15 protein-coding genes are annotated in these 20,162 nt (G+C 60.7%); 9 read left to right on the top strand and 6 right to left on the bottom strand.

The genetic code is table 11. The annotated features are described in order from the left end of the window. Nucleotides 1-69: 69 nt before the first annotated feature. Nucleotides 70-2,592 carry an Ig-like domain-containing protein gene (locus K3724_RS15790; protein ID WP_259986915.1) on the bottom strand — a complete coding sequence of 841 codons (2,523 nt, stop codon included), beginning with the start codon at nt 2,590-2,592 and terminating at the stop codon, nt 70-72. 727 nt (nt 2,593-3,319) lie between these two features. Here K3724_RS15790 and K3724_RS15785 point away from each other — a divergent pair. The 3 genes from K3724_RS15785 to K3724_RS15775 are packed head-to-tail and all read left to right on the top strand — an operon-like array spanning nt 3,320 to nt 8,111. Then, nucleotides 3,320-5,254 (top strand): PrkA family serine protein kinase, encoded by a 1,935-nt coding sequence (locus K3724_RS15785; RefSeq protein WP_259986913.1) that lies wholly within the window; start codon nt 3,320-3,322, stop codon nt 5,252-5,254. An 18-nt stretch (nt 5,255-5,272) separates the two neighbouring features. After that, nucleotides 5,273-6,610 carry a YeaH/YhbH family protein gene (locus tag K3724_RS15780; RefSeq protein ID WP_259986911.1) on the top strand — a complete coding sequence of 446 codons (1,338 nt, stop codon included), beginning with the start codon at nt 5,273-5,275 and terminating at the stop codon, nt 6,608-6,610. Further along, a complete protein-coding gene (locus K3724_RS15775) occupies nt 6,597-8,111 on the top strand; it encodes a SpoVR family protein (protein ID WP_259986909.1) in 1,515 nt (504 codons plus the stop codon). The genes K3724_RS15780 and K3724_RS15775 overlap by 14 nt, the downstream gene beginning before the upstream one ends. 112 nt (nt 8,112-8,223) lie before the next feature. On the opposite strand, the gene K3724_RS15770 is transcribed toward K3724_RS15775, so the two are convergent. Further along, nucleotides 8,224-9,336 carry an S-(hydroxymethyl)glutathione dehydrogenase/class III alcohol dehydrogenase gene (locus K3724_RS15770; RefSeq protein WP_259992660.1) on the bottom strand — a complete coding sequence of 371 codons (1,113 nt, stop codon included), beginning with the start codon at nt 9,334-9,336 and terminating at the stop codon, nt 8,224-8,226. Nucleotides 9,337-9,692: 356 nt separating this feature from the next. Here K3724_RS15770 and K3724_RS15765 point away from each other — a divergent pair, with 356 nt between their 5' ends. Beyond that, complete coding sequence (locus tag K3724_RS15765) at nt 9,693-12,200, top strand: heavy metal translocating P-type ATPase (RefSeq protein WP_259986906.1); 2,508 nt, start codon at nt 9,693-9,695, stop codon at nt 12,198-12,200. Then, on the top strand, nt 12,197-12,586 hold the full coding sequence (cueR, locus tag K3724_RS15760) for a Cu(I)-responsive transcriptional regulator (RefSeq protein ID WP_259986904.1): 390 nt from the start codon (nt 12,197-12,199) through the stop codon (nt 12,584-12,586). Before K3724_RS15765 ends, cueR begins: the two co-directional genes overlap by 4 nt. Nucleotides 12,587-12,715: 129 nt before the next feature. Here the strand turns inward: cueR and K3724_RS15755 are convergent, their stop codons facing one another. Genes K3724_RS15755 through pcaC form a run of 4 tightly spaced genes read right to left on the bottom strand, consistent with a single transcriptional unit; the run spans nt 12,716 to nt 15,311 of the window. Beyond that, on the bottom strand, nt 12,716-13,546 hold the full coding sequence (locus K3724_RS15755; RefSeq protein WP_259986896.1) for a 3-keto-5-aminohexanoate cleavage protein: 831 nt from the start codon (nt 13,544-13,546) through the stop codon (nt 12,716-12,718). Nucleotides 13,547-13,558: 12 nt separating this feature from the next. Next, nucleotides 13,559-14,179 carry a protocatechuate 3,4-dioxygenase subunit alpha gene (pcaG, locus tag K3724_RS15750; RefSeq protein WP_259986894.1) on the bottom strand — a complete coding sequence of 207 codons (621 nt, stop codon included), beginning with the start codon at nt 14,177-14,179 and terminating at the stop codon, nt 13,559-13,561. After that, entirely contained in the window at nt 14,179-14,916 is a 738-nt protein-coding gene (gene pcaH, locus K3724_RS15745; protein ID WP_259986892.1) for a protocatechuate 3,4-dioxygenase subunit beta, read from the bottom strand. The genes pcaG and pcaH overlap by 1 nt, the downstream gene beginning before the upstream one ends. After that, nucleotides 14,913-15,311, bottom strand: coding sequence for a 4-carboxymuconolactone decarboxylase (pcaC, locus tag K3724_RS15740; protein WP_259986882.1), 399 nt, complete (start codon nt 15,309-15,311; stop codon nt 14,913-14,915). The genes pcaH and pcaC overlap by 4 nt, the downstream gene beginning before the upstream one ends. A gap of 88 nt (nt 15,312-15,399) precedes the next feature. On the opposite strand from pcaC, the gene pcaQ reads away from it, so the two are divergent. The 4 genes from pcaQ to K3724_RS15720 all read left to right on the top strand — a co-directional run bounded on the left by pcaQ (nt 15,400) and on the right by K3724_RS15720 (nt 20,005). Continuing rightward, nucleotides 15,400-16,326, top strand: coding sequence for a pca operon transcription factor PcaQ (pcaQ, locus tag K3724_RS15735; RefSeq protein WP_259986871.1), 927 nt, complete (start codon nt 15,400-15,402; stop codon nt 16,324-16,326). Nucleotides 16,327-16,454: 128 nt separating this feature from the next. Next, nucleotides 16,455-17,366: an MBL fold metallo-hydrolase gene (locus K3724_RS15730; protein WP_259986861.1), complete on the top strand. Its 912-nt coding sequence runs from the start codon at nt 16,455-16,457 to the stop codon at nt 17,364-17,366. A 368-nt stretch (nt 17,367-17,734) separates the two neighbouring features. Then, the gene (locus K3724_RS15725) at nt 17,735-19,393 is read left to right on the top strand and encodes a transcriptional regulator (protein ID WP_259986859.1); all 1,659 of its coding nucleotides are present in this window, start codon (nt 17,735-17,737) and stop codon (nt 19,391-19,393) included. A gap of 153 nt (nt 19,394-19,546) precedes the next feature. Then, nucleotides 19,547-20,005: a hypothetical protein gene (locus tag K3724_RS15720; protein ID WP_259986857.1), complete on the top strand. Its 459-nt coding sequence runs from the start codon at nt 19,547-19,549 to the stop codon at nt 20,003-20,005. Nucleotides 20,006-20,162 lie beyond the last annotated feature (157 nt).

Below are 20,162 nucleotides of genomic sequence, written 5' to 3'. Positions count from 1 at the left end.
GCCATATGCCCTTTTGTTTTAGGCTTTTGATGTATTGGGCCCGGCAGAAATGACTGCCGGGCCGATAGATCAGATCACAACGTTGACGTCTTCATCCACGGACAGCGTGGTGCCGTCATCGCCGATTGTATAGACATTGTACGTCTCGCCATCGACAGTCTCGGTTCCCGCGGCGGTTGCCCCGGTTATGGTGAGCGTGTCGTCAGCTTCCCCATGCACAGTGAGCTTGTCGGAATTGCCTGACAGCGCATTGATATCGGCCTCGGTCAGGGTCAGATCGACGGCGTCGGCATGAACCAGGTTCAGCTCGTCGATGTTGAACTGCGAGAGGCCCGAATGATCCAGCACAGATGCGCCGGCGCCGTCTTCGAGCACCACCATTGTGCCAGAGCTGTTGCCGGCGTCATCCACCCGGTTCACAACAAGATGCGAGCCGTCCGGCACGTCTGCATCGAAGTCGTACAGGGTCTGGCCGTTGCCAAGATCGGTTTCGGTGCCGCTGACATCCGAGACACTGCCTGTGCTGGTCAGCTCATGGATTGTGTCGCCGGCCTCGAAATCGTCGCTGAAAACACCGCTGACACTGGTGCCGGTGCTGATCACGTCGCCAATGTTGGGGGCATCGTATTCGGTGTCGACGCTGAAGCCCTCGGTCAGGGTCTGCGTGTTGCCTGCCGGGTCGGTGGCCGTAATTTCGGCTGTGGCCTCATAGGTGCCTTCGCGCAGATCGCCGGGTTCAAACTCGGCAGTCCAGTTGCCGTCCGCATCCACCAGCGCGTCCCGGGTTACACCTTGAATGGTGACTTGTACTGCCGATCCGGGTTCGACGGTGCCGGACATCGAGAGGCCCGCAGCACTTTCCGCGAGGCTCACCACATCATCATCGGTCACGCTGTCCGAGGTGAAAGGCACCACCTCGGTGTCGATGGCCAGAGTGTCAGTGATTTCCGACGTATTGCCCACGGCGTCCGTGGCGGACACAACCACCGCTGCATCGTAGCTGCCCTCAGCAATGTCAGCGGCAGCAAAGGATGCGCTCCAATTGCCATCGGCATCAACTGTGGCAGTTTCGGTTGCATCACCCAGTTGCACAACAACCGTCGAGCCGGGCTCAACCGTGCCGGTCAGGGTCACCCCGTCGCTGCGTTCGGTCTCGTTGACGATATTGTCGCCTTCGATGCTGCCGGAATTCAGGGTGAGGGGATCGACCACAGTGTCCACATGCAGATCCGCCGTGGCGGTTGCCGTGTTGCCGGCTTCGTCGGTGGAGGTCACGCTGACAGTGGTGTCGTATTCACCGGCAGGCAGGGAGCCGGCTTCGAAGTCTGCGGCCCAGTTGCCGTCTGCATCCACGGTTGCGGTGCGGGTCACGCCCTCAACGGTGACGCTGACACTTGCGCCGGCCTCGCCGGTTCCGGTCAATGTCAGACCAGCGGTAGCTTCGGCGTTGCTGACAATGTCATCACCGCCCGCTTGTCCATTGTCGATGTCTACGGCCGTGGTCGTGTCTACGCGAATTGTGCCGGTGACGCTGTCCGTATTGCCGAAAGTATCGGTCGCGGTGACGCTGACTTCTGAGTCGTATTCCCCGGAGGCAATTTCCGAAGCTGCAAAGTCAGCGCTCCAAGTCCCGCTTTCGGTTGCGGTAACCGTCCGGGTCACACCCTGAAAAGTGACTTCCACTGTGGCGCCCGCTTCGGCGGTTCCGGTCAGGGTAACGCCATCAGCTGCTTCGGCGGCATTGATCATGTCGTCGCCGCCTGCCTGGCCCTCGTCGAGGCCGACAGTGGCAACCGTGTCGATTACGACGGCGGGGCCATCCAGATCGAACTCAGTCCCGTTCGGGTCAACCACATGCACAGTTGTGTCATAATTGCCGTCCTCCGGCAGATCATCGACCGGGAAGCTGACGCTCCAATTGCCGTCGTCATCAACGGTTGTGGTGGCTGTGGAGGTTCCGACATTGACAGTCACATCGGATCCAGGCGCACCGGTGCCGGTGATAACCACCGGTTCGGTGGTGGAGTCAGAAACCGGGTAGCTGGCATCGGGGTTGTCGACCGTTGGCACAATGCCACCTGTCCCTTCGCCGCCGTCACCGCCGCCTCCGCCGGCAATTACAGCCGCACCAACGACGCCCGCCGCGGCCCCGGCCGCACCCAGCCCGCCGAACAGCGGCGCGGCCAGCGGTGCAACCACCGGTTCGATGCGGTCAACGTCCAGGAACACCATCTCATCGTAGGCGCTCCACTTTCCGGTCAGATCCAGCGGCTCGTATGTGGCAAAGAGCATGCCGCTGGATTTGTCTTCCAGGACAACTTCGGTGAATTCGCCGTCCTGGCTGAGGAACAGGTTCTTCCCGCCGGATGAGCCGTAGGAATAGTAGTTCTCAATCACCAGTTCCTGGCCATCGGCCAGGGTGATGTGCAGGTTGCCGCCCTGGCGGGAATAGCTTTCGACATCAGCAGGGCTGAGGTTCAGCGAGATATCCTTGGCATGGGCGGCGTCAATACGTGCCGGGGTGCCTTCGGAAAAGTTCCCATGCTGTGTAGTGCCCGCCATATCGCGGGTAATAAATGCGACCGTGCTCATTGTAATACCACTCATCTGTGCGCTGCGCCGCCGTAATCTGGCGGGTGCCGCGTCGTTCCGTTGCCTGTACGTTTGCCCATCGGCCGTCTTTTGCGGCCATTTTGAGGCCATACTGTGATGATTTTTATTGTCCTGTCCAGTGCATCAGGGACGGGATTCATGCAGTTTGGGCGGCAACCGTGTCCTGAGTGCCGCAGAATTTCTAAGCTTTTTCACGCAGCCGTGATATGGGGCGGACGTATGGCTGGCGCGGGAGAATTGGCCGTTTTGCCTTGCCGTAGGCACTGCTAACCCTGTTGCCTGGACTTCAGAAGCAGTAGGGGAAAGCCCCCAGCACCCCTCTGATCAACAGTGGACGCGCGGCTGGAGGCTCTTGATTTGCCGCGGCGCGTAAGGCGGCCGCAACAACAGTGATCGCCGCGATGTGATGAAAATTTCCCGCAAAAGTTTCTGGCAATTAATTAAAAGTACACCACTTTCAGATAGTAAGAAGTACGTAATTGGTGTAAGCTTGAGAGTAAGCAACACGCCGCCAGCCTGGTATCCGGGCGCAGGCCGCCGCAAAGAGCGGCCAGCCGGACGTAGAACGCCAGAAACGGCGCCGAGCAGAAATCAGAACTCAACACTAACGCGGACATCCATGCCCACGTACCGGGCGCAGTCTGTCTGTTCGCGACCTAAAACGCCAGGAGGAACGGCGCCAGATAACCAGGAGGCTTGATTCAAGATGAAAGACATTGCCGAACTTTTTGCAGAGCAGTACGGCGAAACCCGCGAGCAGGAGATGCCGCTGCAGGATTATTTGAACGCCTGCCGCGACGATCCAAGCATGTACGCCAACGTCGCCGAGAGGATGTTGAAGGCAATTGGCGAAGAGGAACTGGTAGACACGTCCAAGGACGCGCGGCTCGGGCCGATCTTTCAGAACCGGACAATCAAGCGCTACAGCGCTTTCCACGACTTCTACGGCATGGAAGACACCATCGAACGGATCGTCGGCTATTTCCGCCACGCCGCGCAAGGCCTGGAAGAGCGAAAGCAGATCCTTTATCTCTTGGGCCCGGTCGGCGGCGGTAAATCGTCTCTGGCGGAGCGGCTGAAGCGCCTGGTCGAAGAACAGCCGATCTATGTGCTGAAAGCCGGCGATCAGATCTCGCCGATTTTCGAAAGTCCGCTGGGCCTGTTTGATCCTGTCCGCATGGGCAAGGTTCTGGAAGAGGAATACGGCATTGTCCAGCACCGGCTGCCGGGGCTGATGTCGCCTTGGGCCGTCCAGCGGCTGGATGAATTTGAAGGCGATATCAACAAGTTTTCTGTTGTTCGCATGTACCCTTCCCGCCTGCGCCGCATCTGCGTGGCCAAAGTGGAGCCGGGTGATGAGAACAATCAGGACATCTCTACGCTGGTTGGCAAGGTTGATATCCGCCAGCTGGAGCATTTCAGCCAGGACAACCCGGATGCCTACAGCTTCTCCGGCGGGTTGAACCGGGCGAGCCAGGGTGTTCTGGAATTTGTCGAGATGTTCAAGGCGCCGATCAAGATGCTGCACCCGCTGCTGACGGCGACCCAGGAAGGCAACTATATGGGCACCGAAAGCTTTGGTGCGATCCCCTTTAACGGCCTGATCCTGGCGCACTCCAACGAGAGCGAATGGCAGTCGTTCAAGAATAACAAGAACAACGAGGCCTTCATCGACCGGGTGTCTATCGTCAAGGTGCCGTATTGCCTGCGGGTCTCGGATGAATCCTCAATCTACGAAAAACTGATCGAGTTCAGCGAATTGCGGGATGCGCCCTGTGCGCCGGAGACGCTGAAGATTCTTAGCCGCTTCTCGGTGCTGACCCGCCTGAAGCCGCATGAGAACTCAAACCTTTACTCCAAGATGCGGGTCTATGACGGCGAAAGCCTGAAGGACACCGACCCCAAAGCCAAGACCGTGCAGGAGTATCAGGACCGCGCCGGCGTGGACGAAGGGATGAACGGCATCTCAACCCGCTTCGCCTTCAAGGTGCTGTCCACTACTTTCAACTTCGACACGGACGAAGTGGCAGCGGATCCGGTGCATCTGATGTATGTGCTGGAGCAGATGATCAAGCGCGAGCAGTTTCCGCAGGAGACCGAGCAGAAGTACCTTGAGTTCATCAAGACGGAACTGGCGCCGCGTTATGAAGAGTTCATCGGCAACGAAATTCAGAAGGCGTACCTCGAAAGCTATACGGAGTACGGCCAGAACGTCTTTGACCGCTATATCTCCTACGCTGATGCCTGGATCGAAGAGCAGGATTACAAGGATCCTGATACCGGTCAGCTCTATAACCGCGAAGTGCTGGATGCGGAGCTTTCAAAGATCGAAAAGCCGGTTGGCATCGCCAATCCCAAGGACTTCCGCAACGAGGTCGTGAAATTTGCTCTGCGCCATCGCGCAAACACCGGCAGAAACCCGGCCTGGAACTCCTATGAAAAGCTGCGCGATGTGATTGAAAAACACATGTTCAGCCAGGTCGAGGAGCTGCTTCCGGTGATCAGTTTCGGCAGCAAGAAGGACAGCAAGACCGAAGGCAAACATCAGGAGTTCGTCGAGCGTATGCGCAGCCATGGCTATACCGACCGCCAAGTGCGGCGTCTGGTCGAATGGTACATGCGCGTTAACAAGGCGGGCTAAAGAGGAGCGCTGTGGCATATGCATCATTTCATCGACAGGCGCGCCAATCCGAAGGGCAAGAGCCTCGGGAACCGCCAGCGGTTCCTGCGGCGGGCCCGGGAGAACATTAAAGAACGCGTCGACCAGTCGGTCCGGGGGAAATCGATCCAAAGCGGAAGCGGCGTCCCGGACGAAGGCGAAAAGGTCACTATCCCGACCAGAGGGCTGAAGGAGCCGCGGTTCTTTCACTCTTCCAAGGGCGGCATGCGCCGTCATGTTCTGCCCGGCAACAAGGATTTTGTTGTCGGCGACACCATCAAACGCCCGGACGGCGGTGCGGGCGAGGGCGGCCGCAAGGCCTCCGAGGACGGGGATGGTGCGGACGAATTTTCCTTCACACTCACGCAGGAAGAATACCTGGAAATCCTGTTTGAAGGGCTGGAGCTGCCGGACCTGGTGGAAAAGGCCACGGTGGAGACCGAAACCATCGGCACCCGCCGGGCCGGCCTGACCACTGCGGGCACACCCAACAACCTCAATCTGGTGCGCACCATGCGCAATTCTCTGGGGCGCCGGATCGCGTTGCAGCGTCCGACCACCAAGTCGCAGCGGGACTTGGAAGAGCAGATCGCCGAGCTGGAAGCGCTGGAGGAACGCAGCCCGCCGCAAGAGGCATTTCTGGCCGAATTGCAAAAGAAACTCGAAGGCATTCTCCGCAAGCGCAAGGTCGTCGGCTATATTGACCCGCTGGACCTGCGGTATGATACCTTTGTGCCGGAAAAGATCCGCAATTCCCGTGCGGTGGTATTCTGCCTGATGGATGTCTCAGGCTCCATGCAGGAAAGGGAAAAGGATCTGGCCAAACGGTTCTTCCTGCTGCTGCACCTGTTCCTGGAACGCTGCTATGAGCACACCGAACTGGTGTTTGTGCGGCACACCCATCACGCTCAGGAAGTCGACGAGGAAACCTTCTTCTATGCCCGGGAAACCGGCGGCACCATTGTGTCCACCGCGCTGGAGAAAATGAAGGAGATCATCGAAGAGCGCTATCCGCCGGATGAATGGAACATCTACGGCGCGCAGGCCTCGGATGGCGAGAACTTCGGCAATGACTCGGTGCGTTGCAAAAATCTGCTGCTGAACGAACTGCTGCCGGTCAGCCAGTTTTATGCCTATGTGGAAATCGTCGATGAGGCGGCGGAAATGCTGCTGAACAATCCCGAAGCAGGCGAAGACCTGTGGCAGAACTACCGTGACGTGAAGGGCCAGGCGCAGCATTTTGAAATGCAGCGTGTCTCGCAACCCGGCCACATCTATCCGATTTTCCGGGAGTTCTTCCTCCCCAAGGTGAAAGGGGCGCAGTATGCAGGCAGCTGAAAAGGCGCGCAAGCCGTTGTTCGACGGGCCGGAATGGACCTTTGAATTGATGGAAACAGCGCGCGACGCGATTGAGGAGATCGCGCTGGGCGACCTTGGGCTGGATGTTTATCCCAATCAGATCGAAATCATTTCGGCTGAGCAGATGCTTGATGCCTATTCCTGTGTCGGCCTGCCGCTGATGTATCAGCATTGGTCATTCGGCAAGCATTTCGCCCGCGACGAGGCACTGTACCGCACTGGCCGCCAGGGTCTGGCCTATGAAATCGTCATCAATTCCAACCCCTGCATCAGCTACAACATGGAAGAAAACACCATGGCGATGCAGACGCTGGTGATGGCGCATGCGGCATTCGGGCATAACCATTTCTTCAAGAACAATTATTTGTTTCAGCAGTGGACAGATGCCGCTGGTATTCATGATTACTTGGCTTTTGCCAAGAATTACATCGCCGCTTGCGAGGAACGGTATGGCCCTTGTGCGGTCGAAGAGATTCTGGACGCGGCCCATGCGCTGCAATCCCAAGGCGTGTTCCGCTACGGACGCCCGCCCAAGCCGACCGCGGAAGAGCTGGTGGCGATGCAAAAGGTGCGCGAAGGGTATGAAAGCAGCCAAAGCGTGCTGGATATCTGGACCGACACAACCCTGGGCCGCGACAAGCTGGAACTGGTCGAGGATGCTGATTTCAGTGCGCGCCGCAAGCAGATGAATCTGCCGCAGGAGAACGTGCTTTATTTCCTGGAAAAGCACAGCCCGGTGCTGGAGGCCTGGCAGTGTGAGCTGCTGCGCATCGTGCGGATGCTGGCGCAGTATTTTTACCCGCAGAAACAGACCAAAGTGATGAACGAGGGCTGCGCGACCTTCGTGCATTACTACATCATTAACAAGCTTTTTGAGCAGGGCCAAATCACCGAAGGCGCCTTTATGGAGATTATGCACAGCCACACCAATGTGGTGCTGCAGCCGGAATTTGACGATCCGCGTTTCTCCGGTCTTAATCCTTATGCGCTGGGGTTTGCGATGATGCAGGACATCCGCCGGATCTGTCAGGACCCGACTGATGAGGACCGCGAATGGTTCCCCGATTTCGCCGGTGATCCCGACTGGCGGAAAGTGATGCGCGATGCATGGGCGAATTACCGCGATGAGAGCTTTATCCAGCAGTTCCTGTCGCCGCATCTGATCCGTAAGTTCAAGCTGTTCACGCTGACCAATGACGCCGACCTGCCCAACCTGGTGGTGAGCCAGATCCATAACCGCGCGGGATACAAGGCGATCCGCCGCGATTTGGCAAAACAGTATGATCTGGCTTACTTGGAACCTGATATTCAGGTGACAGACGCGGATCTGCGCGGTGACCGGGAATTGAAGCTGACCCATACTGTGCGGGATGGCATTCATTTGGATGAGGAGGATCAGGAAGAGGTGCTGAAGCACTTGCGCCGTCTTTGGGGGTATGATGTCAGCTTGGACGCGGTGGAGACCGCCTTCGAAAACTGACGCTCTCCACAGGGCCGGATCCGGCTTATGGCGGCAGGTTTTCAGCCTTGCTGCGGAAACGAAAACGCAGGCCCAGGGGCCTGCGTTTTGCTGTTTGCAAACTGGATAGGGCTTAGAATTCCACCACGGCGCGGATGGATTTGCCTTCGTGCATCAGCTCGAAGCCTTCGTTGATCTGATCCAAGGTCAGCTTGTGGGTGATCATCGGATCGATCTCGATTTTGCCGTCCATGTACCAGTCCACGATCTTGGGCACGTCAGTACGGCCCGAGGCGCCACCGAAGGCGGTGCCGCGCCAGGACCGGCCGGTGACCAGCTGGAACGGCCGGGTCGAAATCTCGGCACCGGCGGGCGCCACGCCGATGATGATCGATTCACCCCAGCCCTTGTGCGCCGCTTCCAATGCGGTGCGCATCACGTTGACGTTGCCGGTCGCGTCAAAGGTGTAATCGGCACCGCCGCCGGTCACCTCGACCAGATGCGCCACCAAGTCGCCCTCGACCTCGGCAGGATTGACGAAATCGGTCATGCCGAACCTTGTGGCCATTTCCACCTTACCGGGGTTCAGGTCGACACCAACGATCTGGTCAGCCCCGGCCAGCCGCAGGCCCTGGATCACGTTGAGGCCGATGCCGCCGAGGCCGAACACGATAGCCCGCGAGCCGATTTCCACCTTGGCAGTGTTGATCACTGCACCGATACCGGTGGTGACGCCGCAGCCGATGTAGCAGACCTTGTCGAACGGCGCGTCCTCACGGATTTTCGCCAGCGCGATTTCCGGCACCACGGTGTGGTTGGCGAAGGTCGAGCAGCCCATGTAGTGGTGGATCGGGGTGCCGTCCTGCATTGAAAACCGGGTGGTGCCGTCGGGCAGCAGGCCTTGCCCCTGGGTCGAGCGGATCGCCTGGCACAGGTTGGTTTTCGGGTTGAGGCAGTACTCGCACTCGCGGCACTCGGGCGTATACAGCGGGATCACATGATCGCCCGGCTTCAGGCTGGTGACGCCTTCGCCGACCTCAACCACGACGCCTGCGCCCTCATGGCCCAGGATCGCCGGGAAAATGCCTTCGGGGTCATCGCCCGAACGGGTGAATTCGTCGGTGTGGCACAGGCCGGTTGCCTTGATTTCCACCAGAACCTCGCCCGCTTTCGGGCCTTCGAGGTTCACTTCCATGATTTCCAGCGGTTTGCCGGGGGCAACCGCAACGGCGGCGCGGGTCTTGATCATGTGACTGGTCCTTCGTCCAAATTCTGCGGGGCCGGGCCGCCGCGAAGCGGATCCGGTTGAATGCGTAGCCAGCAGCAAGGCCGCGGGCCGGAATGACCCAGCGTTACATTTGCAGGCTGGCGCACGCAAGCTTTGCCTCGGCACACTATCAGGAGCAGGGTATCGGGCCTTGCCCTGAATGCGACAGCCGGCCAACGGTCCGCGCCATTCCCGCGTGATGAAAAACTGCCGGTTCCCAGCAGCTTGCTGGAAAGATTCCAGTTATGGGAAGGAAATTGAATGCCGGGTCTTGACCTTCCCCTCGCTGGAACCCTCATATCTCTTGTCAAAGGACCAGAAGCGGCAGGATTCCGATGTCTGAACTTAGCAGGATTTCACTGAATATCACCGGCCTCAGCTGTGCGGGCTGTGCAGGGCGTGCTGAGCGCGCCTTGGCGGCGGTCAAAGGCGTGCAGAGCGCCTCCGTCAACCTCGCCAATGCCACCGGCCAGGTGGAGGCTGCCGCGGAGGTTCCGCTGATGGATCTGACCGGGGCCTTGGCCTCTGCGGGTTATCCGGCGGCAGAGGCGCAAGCTTCCCTGGTGATCAGCGGTATGAGCTGTGCGTCCTGCGTGGGCCGGGTGGAACGGGCGCTGCTGGCGGTGCCGGGGGTGCTATCGGCCAGCGTGAACCTGGCGAATGAGACTGCACAAATCCGTTATTTAACCGGCATGGCCCGCGCCGCCGATCTCGCCCGCACATTGTCGGATACCGGCTATCCGGCCCGTCTCAGCGGCGCGGCAGAGGATGAAGCGGAGCAGGCCGGCCGCCGCAACGCGGATGAGATTTCCGCACTGGGCCGGCAGGTTCTGATCGCCGCGCTTCTGACACTGCCGGTGTTCCTGATCGAAATGGGCGGCCACATGGTCCCGGCGCTGCATCATTGGGTTATGGAAAATATAGGCACGCATAACAGCTACTTGCTGCAATTCGCCCTGGCTACCGCGGTGCTGGCCGGGCCGGGTCGGCAGTTCTATACTAAGGGGTTTCCGGCCTTGCTCCGCGGCGCTCCCGACATGAACGCGCTGGTGGCGCTGGGGACCTCCGCGGCCTATGGGTTCTCGGTGATTTCCACCTTCGCGCCCAGGCTGCTGCCCGCGGGCACCGCCAATGTCTATTACGAGGCGGCGGTGGTGATCGTCGCCCTTATTCTCACGGGCCGCTTCCTGGAGGCCCGCGCCAAGGGCCGCACCGGCGCCGCGATCCGCAAGCTGGCCGGGCTGCAGCCGAAAACCGCCAGGGTGGTCTCGGGCGGGGATGCAATTGAAACTCCGGTGGAAGAAATCGGCCCAGGCGACCTGATCCGGGTCCGTCCGGGAGAGCGCATCGCGGTGGATGGCGAGATCACCTCCGGCGGCTCCTACATCGACGAAAGCATGATCAGCGGCGAGCCGGTACCCGTCGCCAAGTCCCGCGGTGATGAAGTGACGGCGGGCACCATCAACGGCAATTCCGCGCTGGAATTCCGGGCCACCCGTGTTGGCCGCGACACGGTACTGGCGCAAATCATCCGCATGGTCGAGCAGGCGCAGGGTGCCAAGCTGCCGGTGCAAGGGCTGGTCGACCGCATCACCCTGTGGTTCGTACCCGCAGTGATCACGGTTGCGGCGCTGACCGTGCTGGTGTGGTCTCTGTTCGGCCCTGCGCCGGCCCTGCCGCTGGCCCTGGTGGCCGGTGTTTCGGTGCTGATTATCGCCTGTCCCTGCGCCATGGGGCTGGCGACGCCGACCTCTATCATGGTCGGCATCGGCCGCGCGGCGCAGATGGGGGTTCTGTTCCGCAAGGGCGATGCGCTACAGCACTTGCAGGAAGCACGCGTGGTGGCGCTCGACAAGACCGGCACTTTGACTGAGGGCCGGCCGGTGCTGACCGAATTGATCTGCGCCGAAGGATTCACCCGCGACGAGGTGCTGCGCCTGACCGGTGCCGCTGAGGCGCAGTCGGAACACCCCATCGCCCGCGCTATCACGGCAGCGGCGGGCAAGGGGCTGCCCAAGGTGGACGCTTTCAAGGCTATCCCGGGCTATGGCCTGCGCGCAGAGGTCGAGGGGCGCGTGGTGCTGGCCGGTGCCGCCCGGCTGATGGCGCGCGAAGGCATTGCGCTTGGTGCGCTGGAGGCGGAGGGGCTGAAACTGGCAGAGCGCGGCGAAACCCCGCTTTTCGCCGCCGTTGACGGCCAGGCGGCGGCGGTGATTGCGGTGGCGGATCCGATCAAGCCGGGTACCCCGGCGGCAATCAAAGCCTTTCATGACCAAGGATTGAAGGTGGCAATGATCACCGGTGATGCTTTGGGGACGGCGCAGGCGATTGCCGCGCGGCTGGGTATTGATGCAGTGAAAGCTGAATGCCTGCCTGCTGATAAGGTTGCCGCGATCCTGGAGCTGCAGGCAGAGCATGGTTCGCTGGCATTTGTGGGCGACGGCATAAACGACGCCCCGGCGCTGGCGGCGGCGGATGCTGGAATTGCCATCGGCACCGGCACCGATGTGGCGATCGAGGCGGCGGATGTGGTGCTGGTCTCGGGTGATCTGCGCGGGGTGGTGAACGCGCTGACCGTCAGCCGCGCCACCATGCGCAACATCCGCCAGAACCTGGGCTGGGCTTTTGGCTACAACGTGCTGCTGGTGCCGGTGGCGGCCGGGGTTCTGTACCCTCATGGGGGGCCTCTTTTGTCGCCGGCACTTGCGGCAGGCGCAATGGCACTGTCGAGCGTGTTTGTCCTGTCCAATGCCCTGCGCTTGCGCCGCCTGAAACCGGCCCTGGATGAAGGGCAGGCCGGGCCGGCGGTCCTTGCGGCCGGCAAGCAGGAGGTGCGCGCATGAATATCGGAGATGTATCCCGCCGCTCCGGCCTGCCAGCCAAGACCATCCGCTATTATGAGGACATCGGGCTGATCAAACCGCATCGCAGCGCCAATGGCTATCGCTGCTTTGCCGGGACTGATCTGCATAAGCTGGCCTTTTTGGGCCGCGCCCGGGCGCTGGGCTTCACCATCGAGGACTGCCGCACCCTGATGGCGCTTTACGAGGACGAAACCCGCGCCAGCGCCGATGTGAAGCAGCTGGCGTTGGAGCATCTGGCAAAGATCGAGGAAAAGATCGCCGATCTGCAGGCGATGCGCGGCACATTGAGAGAGTTGGTCAAAGGCTGTGCAGGCGACAGCCGTCCGGATTGCCCGATCCTCAGGGATCTTTCCGGCGGGAGTTGACCAGCACCAGTTGACCGGCGCCAGTTGGCCAGCCAGGCAGAAGGGGGGCTCCCGCGCCCGCGGCTGCCCTGACGGGCCGCCTGACGGTCTTGGGCTTGGCTTCGGGCCTGCGGCCCGAAGCGGGCGGCATCAGCCGGGCCGGAGTTCCAGGATCTTGCGGGCCTGCTGCCAGGTGGCGACAGGGCGTTCGTAGGTTTCGCACAGCGCCGCTGCCCGCCTCACCAGCGCGGCATTGGAGGGCGCAAGGGTGTCGCGGTCGAGCCGCATATTGTCCTCCAGTCCGGTGCGGGTATGGCCGCCCGCGGCGATGGACCATTCGTTGACCAGGATCTGCCCCGGCCCGACACCGGCGCCGCACCACTGGGCCTCCGGCGCCAGACGCTGTATGGTTTTGACGTAGTAGTCGAACACGTCCTTATCGACGGGCATCGCGTTCTTCACCCCCATCACGAACTGCACGTAAAGCGTGCCGGCAATGCGCCCCTCGCGGTTCATTTTCACCGCCTGGTGGATGTGCGACAGGTCAAAGGCCTCGATCTCGGGTTTTACTTCGTAAGTGCGCATCTCCGAGGCCAGCCAGTCCACCAGATCGGGAGAGTTCTCATAGACCCGGGTAGGGAAGTTGTTGGAGCCAACGGACAGAGACGCCATGTCGGGGCGCAGGGGCAGCATGCCGCCGCGCTCGTGTCCGGCGCCGGAGCGGCCGCCGGTCGACAGCTGCACGATCATGCCGGGGCAGTGCTTGTGCAGGCCTTCCATGAGGCGGGCGAACCGCTCCGGGTCCGAGGTCGGCGTCTGGTCGTCGTTGCGCACATGGCAATGAGCGATGGAGGCGCCGGCCTCAAACGCCTCCTGGGTGCTTTCGATCTGCTCGGCGATGGTGACGGGCACTGCCGGGTTGTTTTTCTTGGTCGGAACCGAGCCGGTGATGGCCACGCAGATGATGCAGGGTTTACTCATGATTGATCCCCTTCAGATGTCGAAAAACACTGTTTCATCGTCGCCCTGCAGGCGGATGTCGAAGCGGTAGATCGCCAAACCGTCCCGCTCGCTGCGCCTGGCAATCAGGGTGGCGCGGCGGTGCTCCCATTCTATCACATTCAGCACGGGGTCGGTGGCATTGGCCTCTGCCTCGTCCTCAAAGTAGACCCGCGTGTTCAGCCCCACGTTGATGCCGCGTGCCACGATCCACACGTTGATATGCGGCGCCATCATCTGGCTGTTGCGGCCCATGACCGGGCCGGGTTTCACGGTGCCGAACCCCCATTCTCCGGTTTCAAAATCGGAGATCACCCGGCCCCAGCCGCGAAAACCGTCTTCGACCGCGCCGCCATGTTTGGGGTGAGCATAGACGCCGTTCGCATTGGCCTGCCAGACCTCCAGAAGCACGTCCTTGACCGGCGAGCCAGTGCCGTCGATGACCATGCCCTCGACCCTGATCTGTTCTCCCTCGGCGTTGGGGCTGGCAATGTCCCAGCCAAGTTCCTGATCGTAGATCCGGAACCCCGCAGCACCGGGTGCGAGGCCGATGTGGACATAAGGCCCGGCGGTTTGCGAGGGGGTTTCTTTCAGATAATCAAAACGCTGACGCATCAATTTCCCTCCAACCGGTTTTCAAACAGGGTGGACCGCCGCCCGCGCAGCACGATGTCAAAGCGGTAGGCGATTGTGTCGAGCGGAATGGTTGCATTCATGTCGAGCCGCGCGATCAGCATTTCCACCGCCTCCGGGTCCGGGATGGTGTTCACGATCGGGCATCGGGCAATTAGCGGGTCGCCCTCGAAGTAGAGCTGGGTGATCAGCCGTTGGGCAAAGCCGGTGCCAAAGACCGAGACGTGGATATGCGCGGGCCGCCAGTCGTTCACCCGGTTGCGCCAGGGGTAGGCGCCGGGTTTCACGGTGCGGAAGTGGTAGCAGCCGTTTTCATCCGTCAGGACCCGCCCGCAGCCGCCGAAATTCGCATCCAGCGCGCCGAGGTAGGTGTCCTTTTTGTGCCGGTAGCGGCCGGACGCATTGGCCTGCCAGATCTCCACCAGCGTATTCGGCACCGGCCGCGCGTCTTCATCCAGCACCCGGCCATGCACGATGATGCGCTCACCGATCGGGCTTTCACCGGGCTGGGCAAAGTTGGACAGCAGGTCATTGTCGGTGGCAGCGATGTCTTTGTGGCCAAACGCCGGGCCGGTGATCTCGCTGGCGGTGTTTTCCAGGCTGATTAGCGGATATTGCGGCGCACGGGTGACCGAGGTCTTGTAATCCTGCGACAGCGCGGGCGGATGCCAGCGGTGGTCGCGCTGGTAGAACTCCCCCTGTTTCGGCGGTGTGCTCATGCGGGTTTCCCTCCCTCAGCGGCCATTTCGGCATAGGTTTCCTTGGCCAGCTTCAGGGCACGGTTTGCGCACGGCACCCCGGCATAGATGGCCGCATGCTGGAAGGCCTCCAGCACATCTTCCTGGCTGGCGCCGGTGCGGGCGGTGGCGCGGATGTGCATCGGAATCTCGTCGAAATTCCCAGTGGCAGCCAGCAGTGCCAATGTCAGCATGGACCGCTCCCGCAGCGAAATCCGGTCAGAGGCCCAGACCGTGCCCCAGGCCGCTTCGGTGATCAGCTCCTGAAAGGGGGCGTCCAGCGCGGTTTTGCCGGCTTCGGCGCGCTCCACATGGGTGTTGCCAAGCACCTTGCGCCTGATTTGCATGCCTTGGCTGTACCGGTCCTGCTGCGTCATCCTGGTCTCCCTGTGCTGGATAAAGTATCGCATACCGGAGCTGAGCTGTATAATCTTGAATCATACATGTAATCATAACCGGAATGATATGCGGCTATCGTCTTCATTGAAACTGCGCCATCTTGAGGTGTTTGTCGAAGTGGCCCGCAAGATGAGCGTCACCCAGGCCGCGGGGGCCTTGGGCATGACCCAGCCTGCGGTGACACGGGCGCTGCGCGAACTGGAGGAAGTTTGCGGCAAGCCGCTGGTCGAAAAGCATGGCCGCGGTATCCGGCTCAGCGGGTATGGCGAGCTGTTCCGGGATCATGCCGGGCGCAGCCTGGCGTTGGCTCGCGACGGGGTGGCGCTGTTGCGTGGCCTGGACGCGGCAGATGGACCGCTGGTTTCCATTGGCGCACTGCCCACCGTCGCCGCCGATCTGGTCCCTGACACGCTGGCGCAACTGCGCTGCGGTGGCGCGCCGGGGCGGTTCATGCTGATGTCCGGAGGCAATCAGTACCTGATCGACCAGCTGCGCCGGGGCGGGCTTGATTTGGTGGTTGGCAGGATGCCTGCGCCGGAAGCCATGGCGGGCGTGGAATTCGATCCGCTGTACCGCGAGCGGGTGGCCGTTGTTGTCGCGCGGAACCATCCTATGGCTGGCGCCGTGCATGTGCCGCCTACAGCATTTGAGGACTACCCGGTGCTGATGCCGTCTGAAGGATCGATCATCCGGCCGATGGTTGAGCGGATGTTTCTTGAGCAGGGGCTGGCACTGCCCAGGTTTCCGATCGAAACCGTTTCCGCCACATTCGGGAGGCGCTTTGTCCTGGCGCATCAGGCGATCTGGATCATCAGCCACGGTGTGGTGCGGCCGGAGCTGGAGGCTGGCAGCATGGCAGCGTTGCCCTTGAATACGGACAGCACCCTTGGCCCCGTGGGTCTGTGTGTCCGGCGGGAGCACCGGCTTTCGGCCGCCGCCCAGCGGTTTTGTGCGGCCCTGCGCAGGGCTTGCACCGCGCAGGGGCTGACTTAGGTGCCGCCAGTACTCCGGCATGCCGGGTTGCGGCATCGCCGTGTGTTTCCCTTAGTGCTGTGATGAAGTAATATTCATCAAACATTATTTGTGCATTTGATTGCGCGGCGATAGGGAAAGGAAACGGTATGGGGTTCACCAGGCGTGATTTTGGCTTGTCGGCTGCAGCGGGGCTGGCTGCTGCTGCTGTCCCCGGCTGGGCTTCGGCGCGGATCAATTTGGGCAACAAGCGGATTGAGACAGTTTCAGACGGGTATCTCACTTTGCCGCCGGAGTTTCTGTTTGACGGGCTTGAGCCGGACGCTTTGCAGCAAGCGTTGAAACAGTACGGACTTCCAGCCGGGCCGCTGACGCCGGAGGTGAATGTAACTTTGCTGCGCGAAGAAGGCCGAGTTGTCCTGTTCGATGCCGGCGCGGGGCCGGGGTTTCAGGATAGTGCGGGAAATTTGACCGGCGCGCTGGAGGTTCTTGGTGTCACACCTGACCAGGTGACGCATGTGGTCTTTACACATTGCCATCCGGATCACCTGTGGGGGGTGCTGGATGATTTTGACGATCTGCTGTTCCCTGGCGCGGCCTATCTGATGGGGCAGGGAGAATGGGAGTACTGGTTCGACCCGAAGACTGCAGACAGCATCGGCAGCAGCAGGACAGCCATGGCCATTGGAGCCCGGCGCCGGATGGAGCAGCTGGAAGACAAGGTGCAGCTTTTCCGGGACGGCGAGGAGATCCTGCCGGGAGTCGCTGCTCATGCCACGCCAGGCCACACGCCGGGGCATATGTCATTTGAAGTCCGGGATGGCAGTAACAGTGTCCTGGTTCTAGGGGATGCAGTGGGCAATCATCATGTGAGCTTTGCTGACCCTGGCAGGCCGGTTGGTGCTGACCAGGAGCCGCAAACGGCTGCTGCGGCACGTATGCGTTTGCTGGACCGGCTTGCCGCCGAGCAAATGCAGCTGATTGGCTATCATCTGCCCGGCGGCGGTATCGGGCGGGCAGAGCGCATTGGCAGCGGCTACCGTTTTGTGCCAGCGGTTTAGGGGCAGGTGCCAAAACGACACAGGCCGAGGGCTTGATAATCGATACCGGCAGTCAGTCCCGTTGTTCCAAAATGATAATGAATTACAGTTTTTGCGTGTGTGGTTGTTCTTTACAGCTGATCAGGTCATGGTTGTTGCAAAGGACCTGCACTGCTGCACTAAAGCAGTCTGCTCCATGTGGCCGGTTTACTGTGCCTTGACGTGTGCGCTGTTATGATCGCCGTCAGATGTGCCCGAAGGTTGTCAGGCGTTGCTTTTGAAATGAATTGTGAAGTTAATGCAATCAGTAATTGCAAAACATATTTCGGCAATGCAATGTAACGTTACTTTAATTTCAAGTGCGACACGGATTATTGTGGGGTTTACGGATGACGGTCTTTCTGAAGATATGCCGGTTTGGCGCGTTTGGCGTCTTTCACGCAGATGGAACCAATGTTCAGCTTGGCGCGAAACATCAGGCGCTGCTGGCGCTTTTGTCCTCAGCTGATGGCGGGATCCGCACGCGGGCGTTTCTGGAGAAGACATTGTGGTGCCTGGCGCAGCCCGAACAGGCAAAGGCAAGCCTGCGGACAGCCTTGTCGACGTTGCGCCGGCATCTGGGTCCCGAAGCGGCCAAGCTGCTGTATGCAAACCGGGAGCGGGTTATCCTCGACCTGACCCGGGTGGAGTTGGACAGTTGCGCAGGCAATGCGAATTTCATGGAAGGGTTTGAACTGCCTCATGAGACCGCTTTTAACGCTTGGCTGAACGAAGCCCGGGCGGAGTTCGCCCGTGGTGCTGCCCGGCCTGGACCGCAGGCAGGAACATCGCCGGGCCGTGTAATCCTGGATGGGCTGCTGCCTTCCATTGCGGTGCTGCCCTTTGTGCATCGTGCCCCGGGCGACGCGGTTGTGCCGCTGGGGTCGCTGATGTCTGAAGAATTGTCACGGTACTTGTCGCGCAGCTGGGCGTTTTCGGTCACCTCATATCTGGCTTCGCGCCAGTTTGATCCGGAAACAGTGCGTCCGGCCGAAGTGTCTTCAGTCGCGGGCGTTGATTACTTGGTGTCGGGCACCGTCAGCTGCGACGGCAACCGGTTCCGGGTTGAGATCGATCTGCATGATGCAGTCCGCGAAAAAGTAATCTGGTCCCGCAGTTTCGAGGGCAGCAAAGGCAGCCTGATGGAAGGCCGCAGTGCCGTGCTGCGCAATGCCACCCAGCAAATCGGACAGACCGCTGCGGGTGAAGCTGTCCGGCTGGCGGGTTTCAAGCCGCTGTCCACCCTGGAAAGCCATACCCTGTTGATGGCGGCGATTTCACTGATGCAGGAAATGGACGCGCGCAAATTCCAGCAAGCACATGAGATCCTGTCGCATCTGCTTGAACGGGAGCCAAAACATGTGCTGCCGCTGACCTGGATGGGATTCTGGCACGTGATGCGGGTCGAAAAGGGCTTGTCTGTGAACCGTGGAGAGGACAGCCGTCTGGCCAGCCGGATGGCAGAGGCCGCCATCGAAGCTGCACCGGGTTTCTCATTGGCTCATACGCTCAAGGGGCTTATCTCCAGCCACCTGACGTTCCGCTTTGATCTGGCACAGGACGCCTATGACCTGGCGCTGCGCGACAATCCAAACGAAGCGCTGGCGCTGCTTTTGAAAGGGGCGACGCTGGCCTATCAGGACATGCCGGATGAGGCGGTGCAAATGACCGACGCGGCCCGGCGGCTGACGCCTTTAGGACCGCAGCGGTACTATTTTGATGCGCTCTCGGCGCTGGCGTATTTGTCTGCCCGCAACTTTGCCCGTGCAATTGAACTTTCCGAGCGGTCGCTTGAAGCCAAGGGCGCCTTTCCAGTGCCGCTGCGGTCCAAGGCGATCGCCCTGCAAATGTCCGGCCGGGGCGCTGAAGCCCGCAGCACAGTCCAAAAACTGCTTGAGGCCGCGCCGGAGTTCTGCCTGTCGCAGTTCCAGCGCGACAATCCTGCAGCGATGAGCCCGGCGGGACAGGAATGGGCTTCTGCCTTGCGGCAGGCGGGCGTACCGGAATAGCCGGTCAGGCGATTGTGCAAAAGCCACGGTGACGTTGTGTAACCTGTATTCCCATAATATCTTTTGTGCAGGCAGCAGTTGTGCGTGCTAGGCTTTGCCGGAACCAGCAGCAAACCGGGCAGTTTGGCCCTGAACCAAGGTCTAGGAGGCGGAGTGCCGGAAAATCTGTCTTTCGAACGCCGGTTTTCGGAATTCGGCCCGGGCGTGCAGCCAGAGGAGCGGACGCAAGAGATCCTGGACGTTGTTGAGGATTTCATGCACCGCTGGGGTTATTCGGTGCAAAACCTTATCGGTGCCGATCTGACGGTTGAGCATCTGGGAGGCGGGCCAAGCGAGGTGCCGGATCTGATCTTCAGAATGGCAGCGCTGGACTACTTCGAGATTGTCATCCGCAGCGGCAGCGGGGCCGTCAGCTATGGCGGCTGGTTGACAGGCACTTTGCCGGTTACTGTTTCCGGCCAGCAGGTGAATGGCCGTCCGGTGCTGCTGACCACTTGCCGCGAGGGCGGGCAGATCCGGCATGTTTTTGATCCGCTTTCCGGTTACCGGCCTGTTACCGAAACCACAAATTTACCCCTGCACGCGGCGCGCCGTCTGTCCGGAGAGATCTGACCGGTAGTGTTGAAACGGCCTTTGCAGCGGGCTGCTTTCTCTGCCAGTCGATAAAATTCAACAGATTTCCCGATTGCCGCTCATATTTTTTTTACGTTCTTGCGTCCCTTTTGTTTGGGAGATGCGGGCAGCTGTGCGGCAGCGGCCCTGCACCATT

Origin of the sequence: Leisingera sp. M658 (genome assembly GCF_025144145.1) — a bacterium.
Taxonomy (GTDB): domain Bacteria; phylum Pseudomonadota; class Alphaproteobacteria; order Rhodobacterales; family Rhodobacteraceae; genus Leisingera.
This window is presented reverse-complemented; position numbering and strand designations above follow the sequence as displayed.

Bases quoted from the DNA above. Each gene is read 5' to 3' on its own strand.
- K3724_RS15725 (WP_259986859.1), top strand. From the start codon at position 17,735: ATGACGGTCTTTCTGAAGATATGCCGGTTTGGCGCGTTTGGCGTCTTT.
- K3724_RS15780 (WP_259986911.1), top strand. From the start codon at position 5,273: ATGCATCATTTCATCGACAGGCGCGCCAATCCGAAGGGCAAGAGCCTC.
- pcaQ (WP_259986871.1), top strand. From the start codon at position 15,400: ATGCGGCTATCGTCTTCATTGAAACTGCGCCATCTTGAGGTGTTTGTC.
- K3724_RS15790 (WP_259986915.1), bottom strand. From the start codon at position 2,592: ATGAGCACGGTCGCATTTATTACCCGCGATATGGCGGGCACTACACAG.
- K3724_RS15785 (WP_259986913.1), top strand. From the start codon at position 3,320: ATGAAAGACATTGCCGAACTTTTTGCAGAGCAGTACGGCGAAACCCGC.
- pcaC (WP_259986882.1), bottom strand. From the start codon at position 15,311: ATGACGCAGCAGGACCGGTACAGCCAAGGCATGCAAATCAGGCGCAAG.
- cueR (WP_259986904.1), top strand. From the start codon at position 12,197: ATGAATATCGGAGATGTATCCCGCCGCTCCGGCCTGCCAGCCAAGACC.
- K3724_RS15765 (WP_259986906.1), top strand. From the start codon at position 9,693: ATGTCTGAACTTAGCAGGATTTCACTGAATATCACCGGCCTCAGCTGT.
- pcaH (WP_259986892.1), bottom strand. From the start codon at position 14,916: ATGAGCACACCGCCGAAACAGGGGGAGTTCTACCAGCGCGACCACCGC.
- K3724_RS15730 (WP_259986861.1), top strand. From the start codon at position 16,455: ATGGGGTTCACCAGGCGTGATTTTGGCTTGTCGGCTGCAGCGGGGCTG.
- K3724_RS15775 (WP_259986909.1), top strand. From the start codon at position 6,597: ATGCAGGCAGCTGAAAAGGCGCGCAAGCCGTTGTTCGACGGGCCGGAA.
- K3724_RS15755 (WP_259986896.1), bottom strand. From the start codon at position 13,546: ATGAGTAAACCCTGCATCATCTGCGTGGCCATCACCGGCTCGGTTCCG.
- pcaG (WP_259986894.1), bottom strand. From the start codon at position 14,179: ATGCGTCAGCGTTTTGATTATCTGAAAGAAACCCCCTCGCAAACCGCC.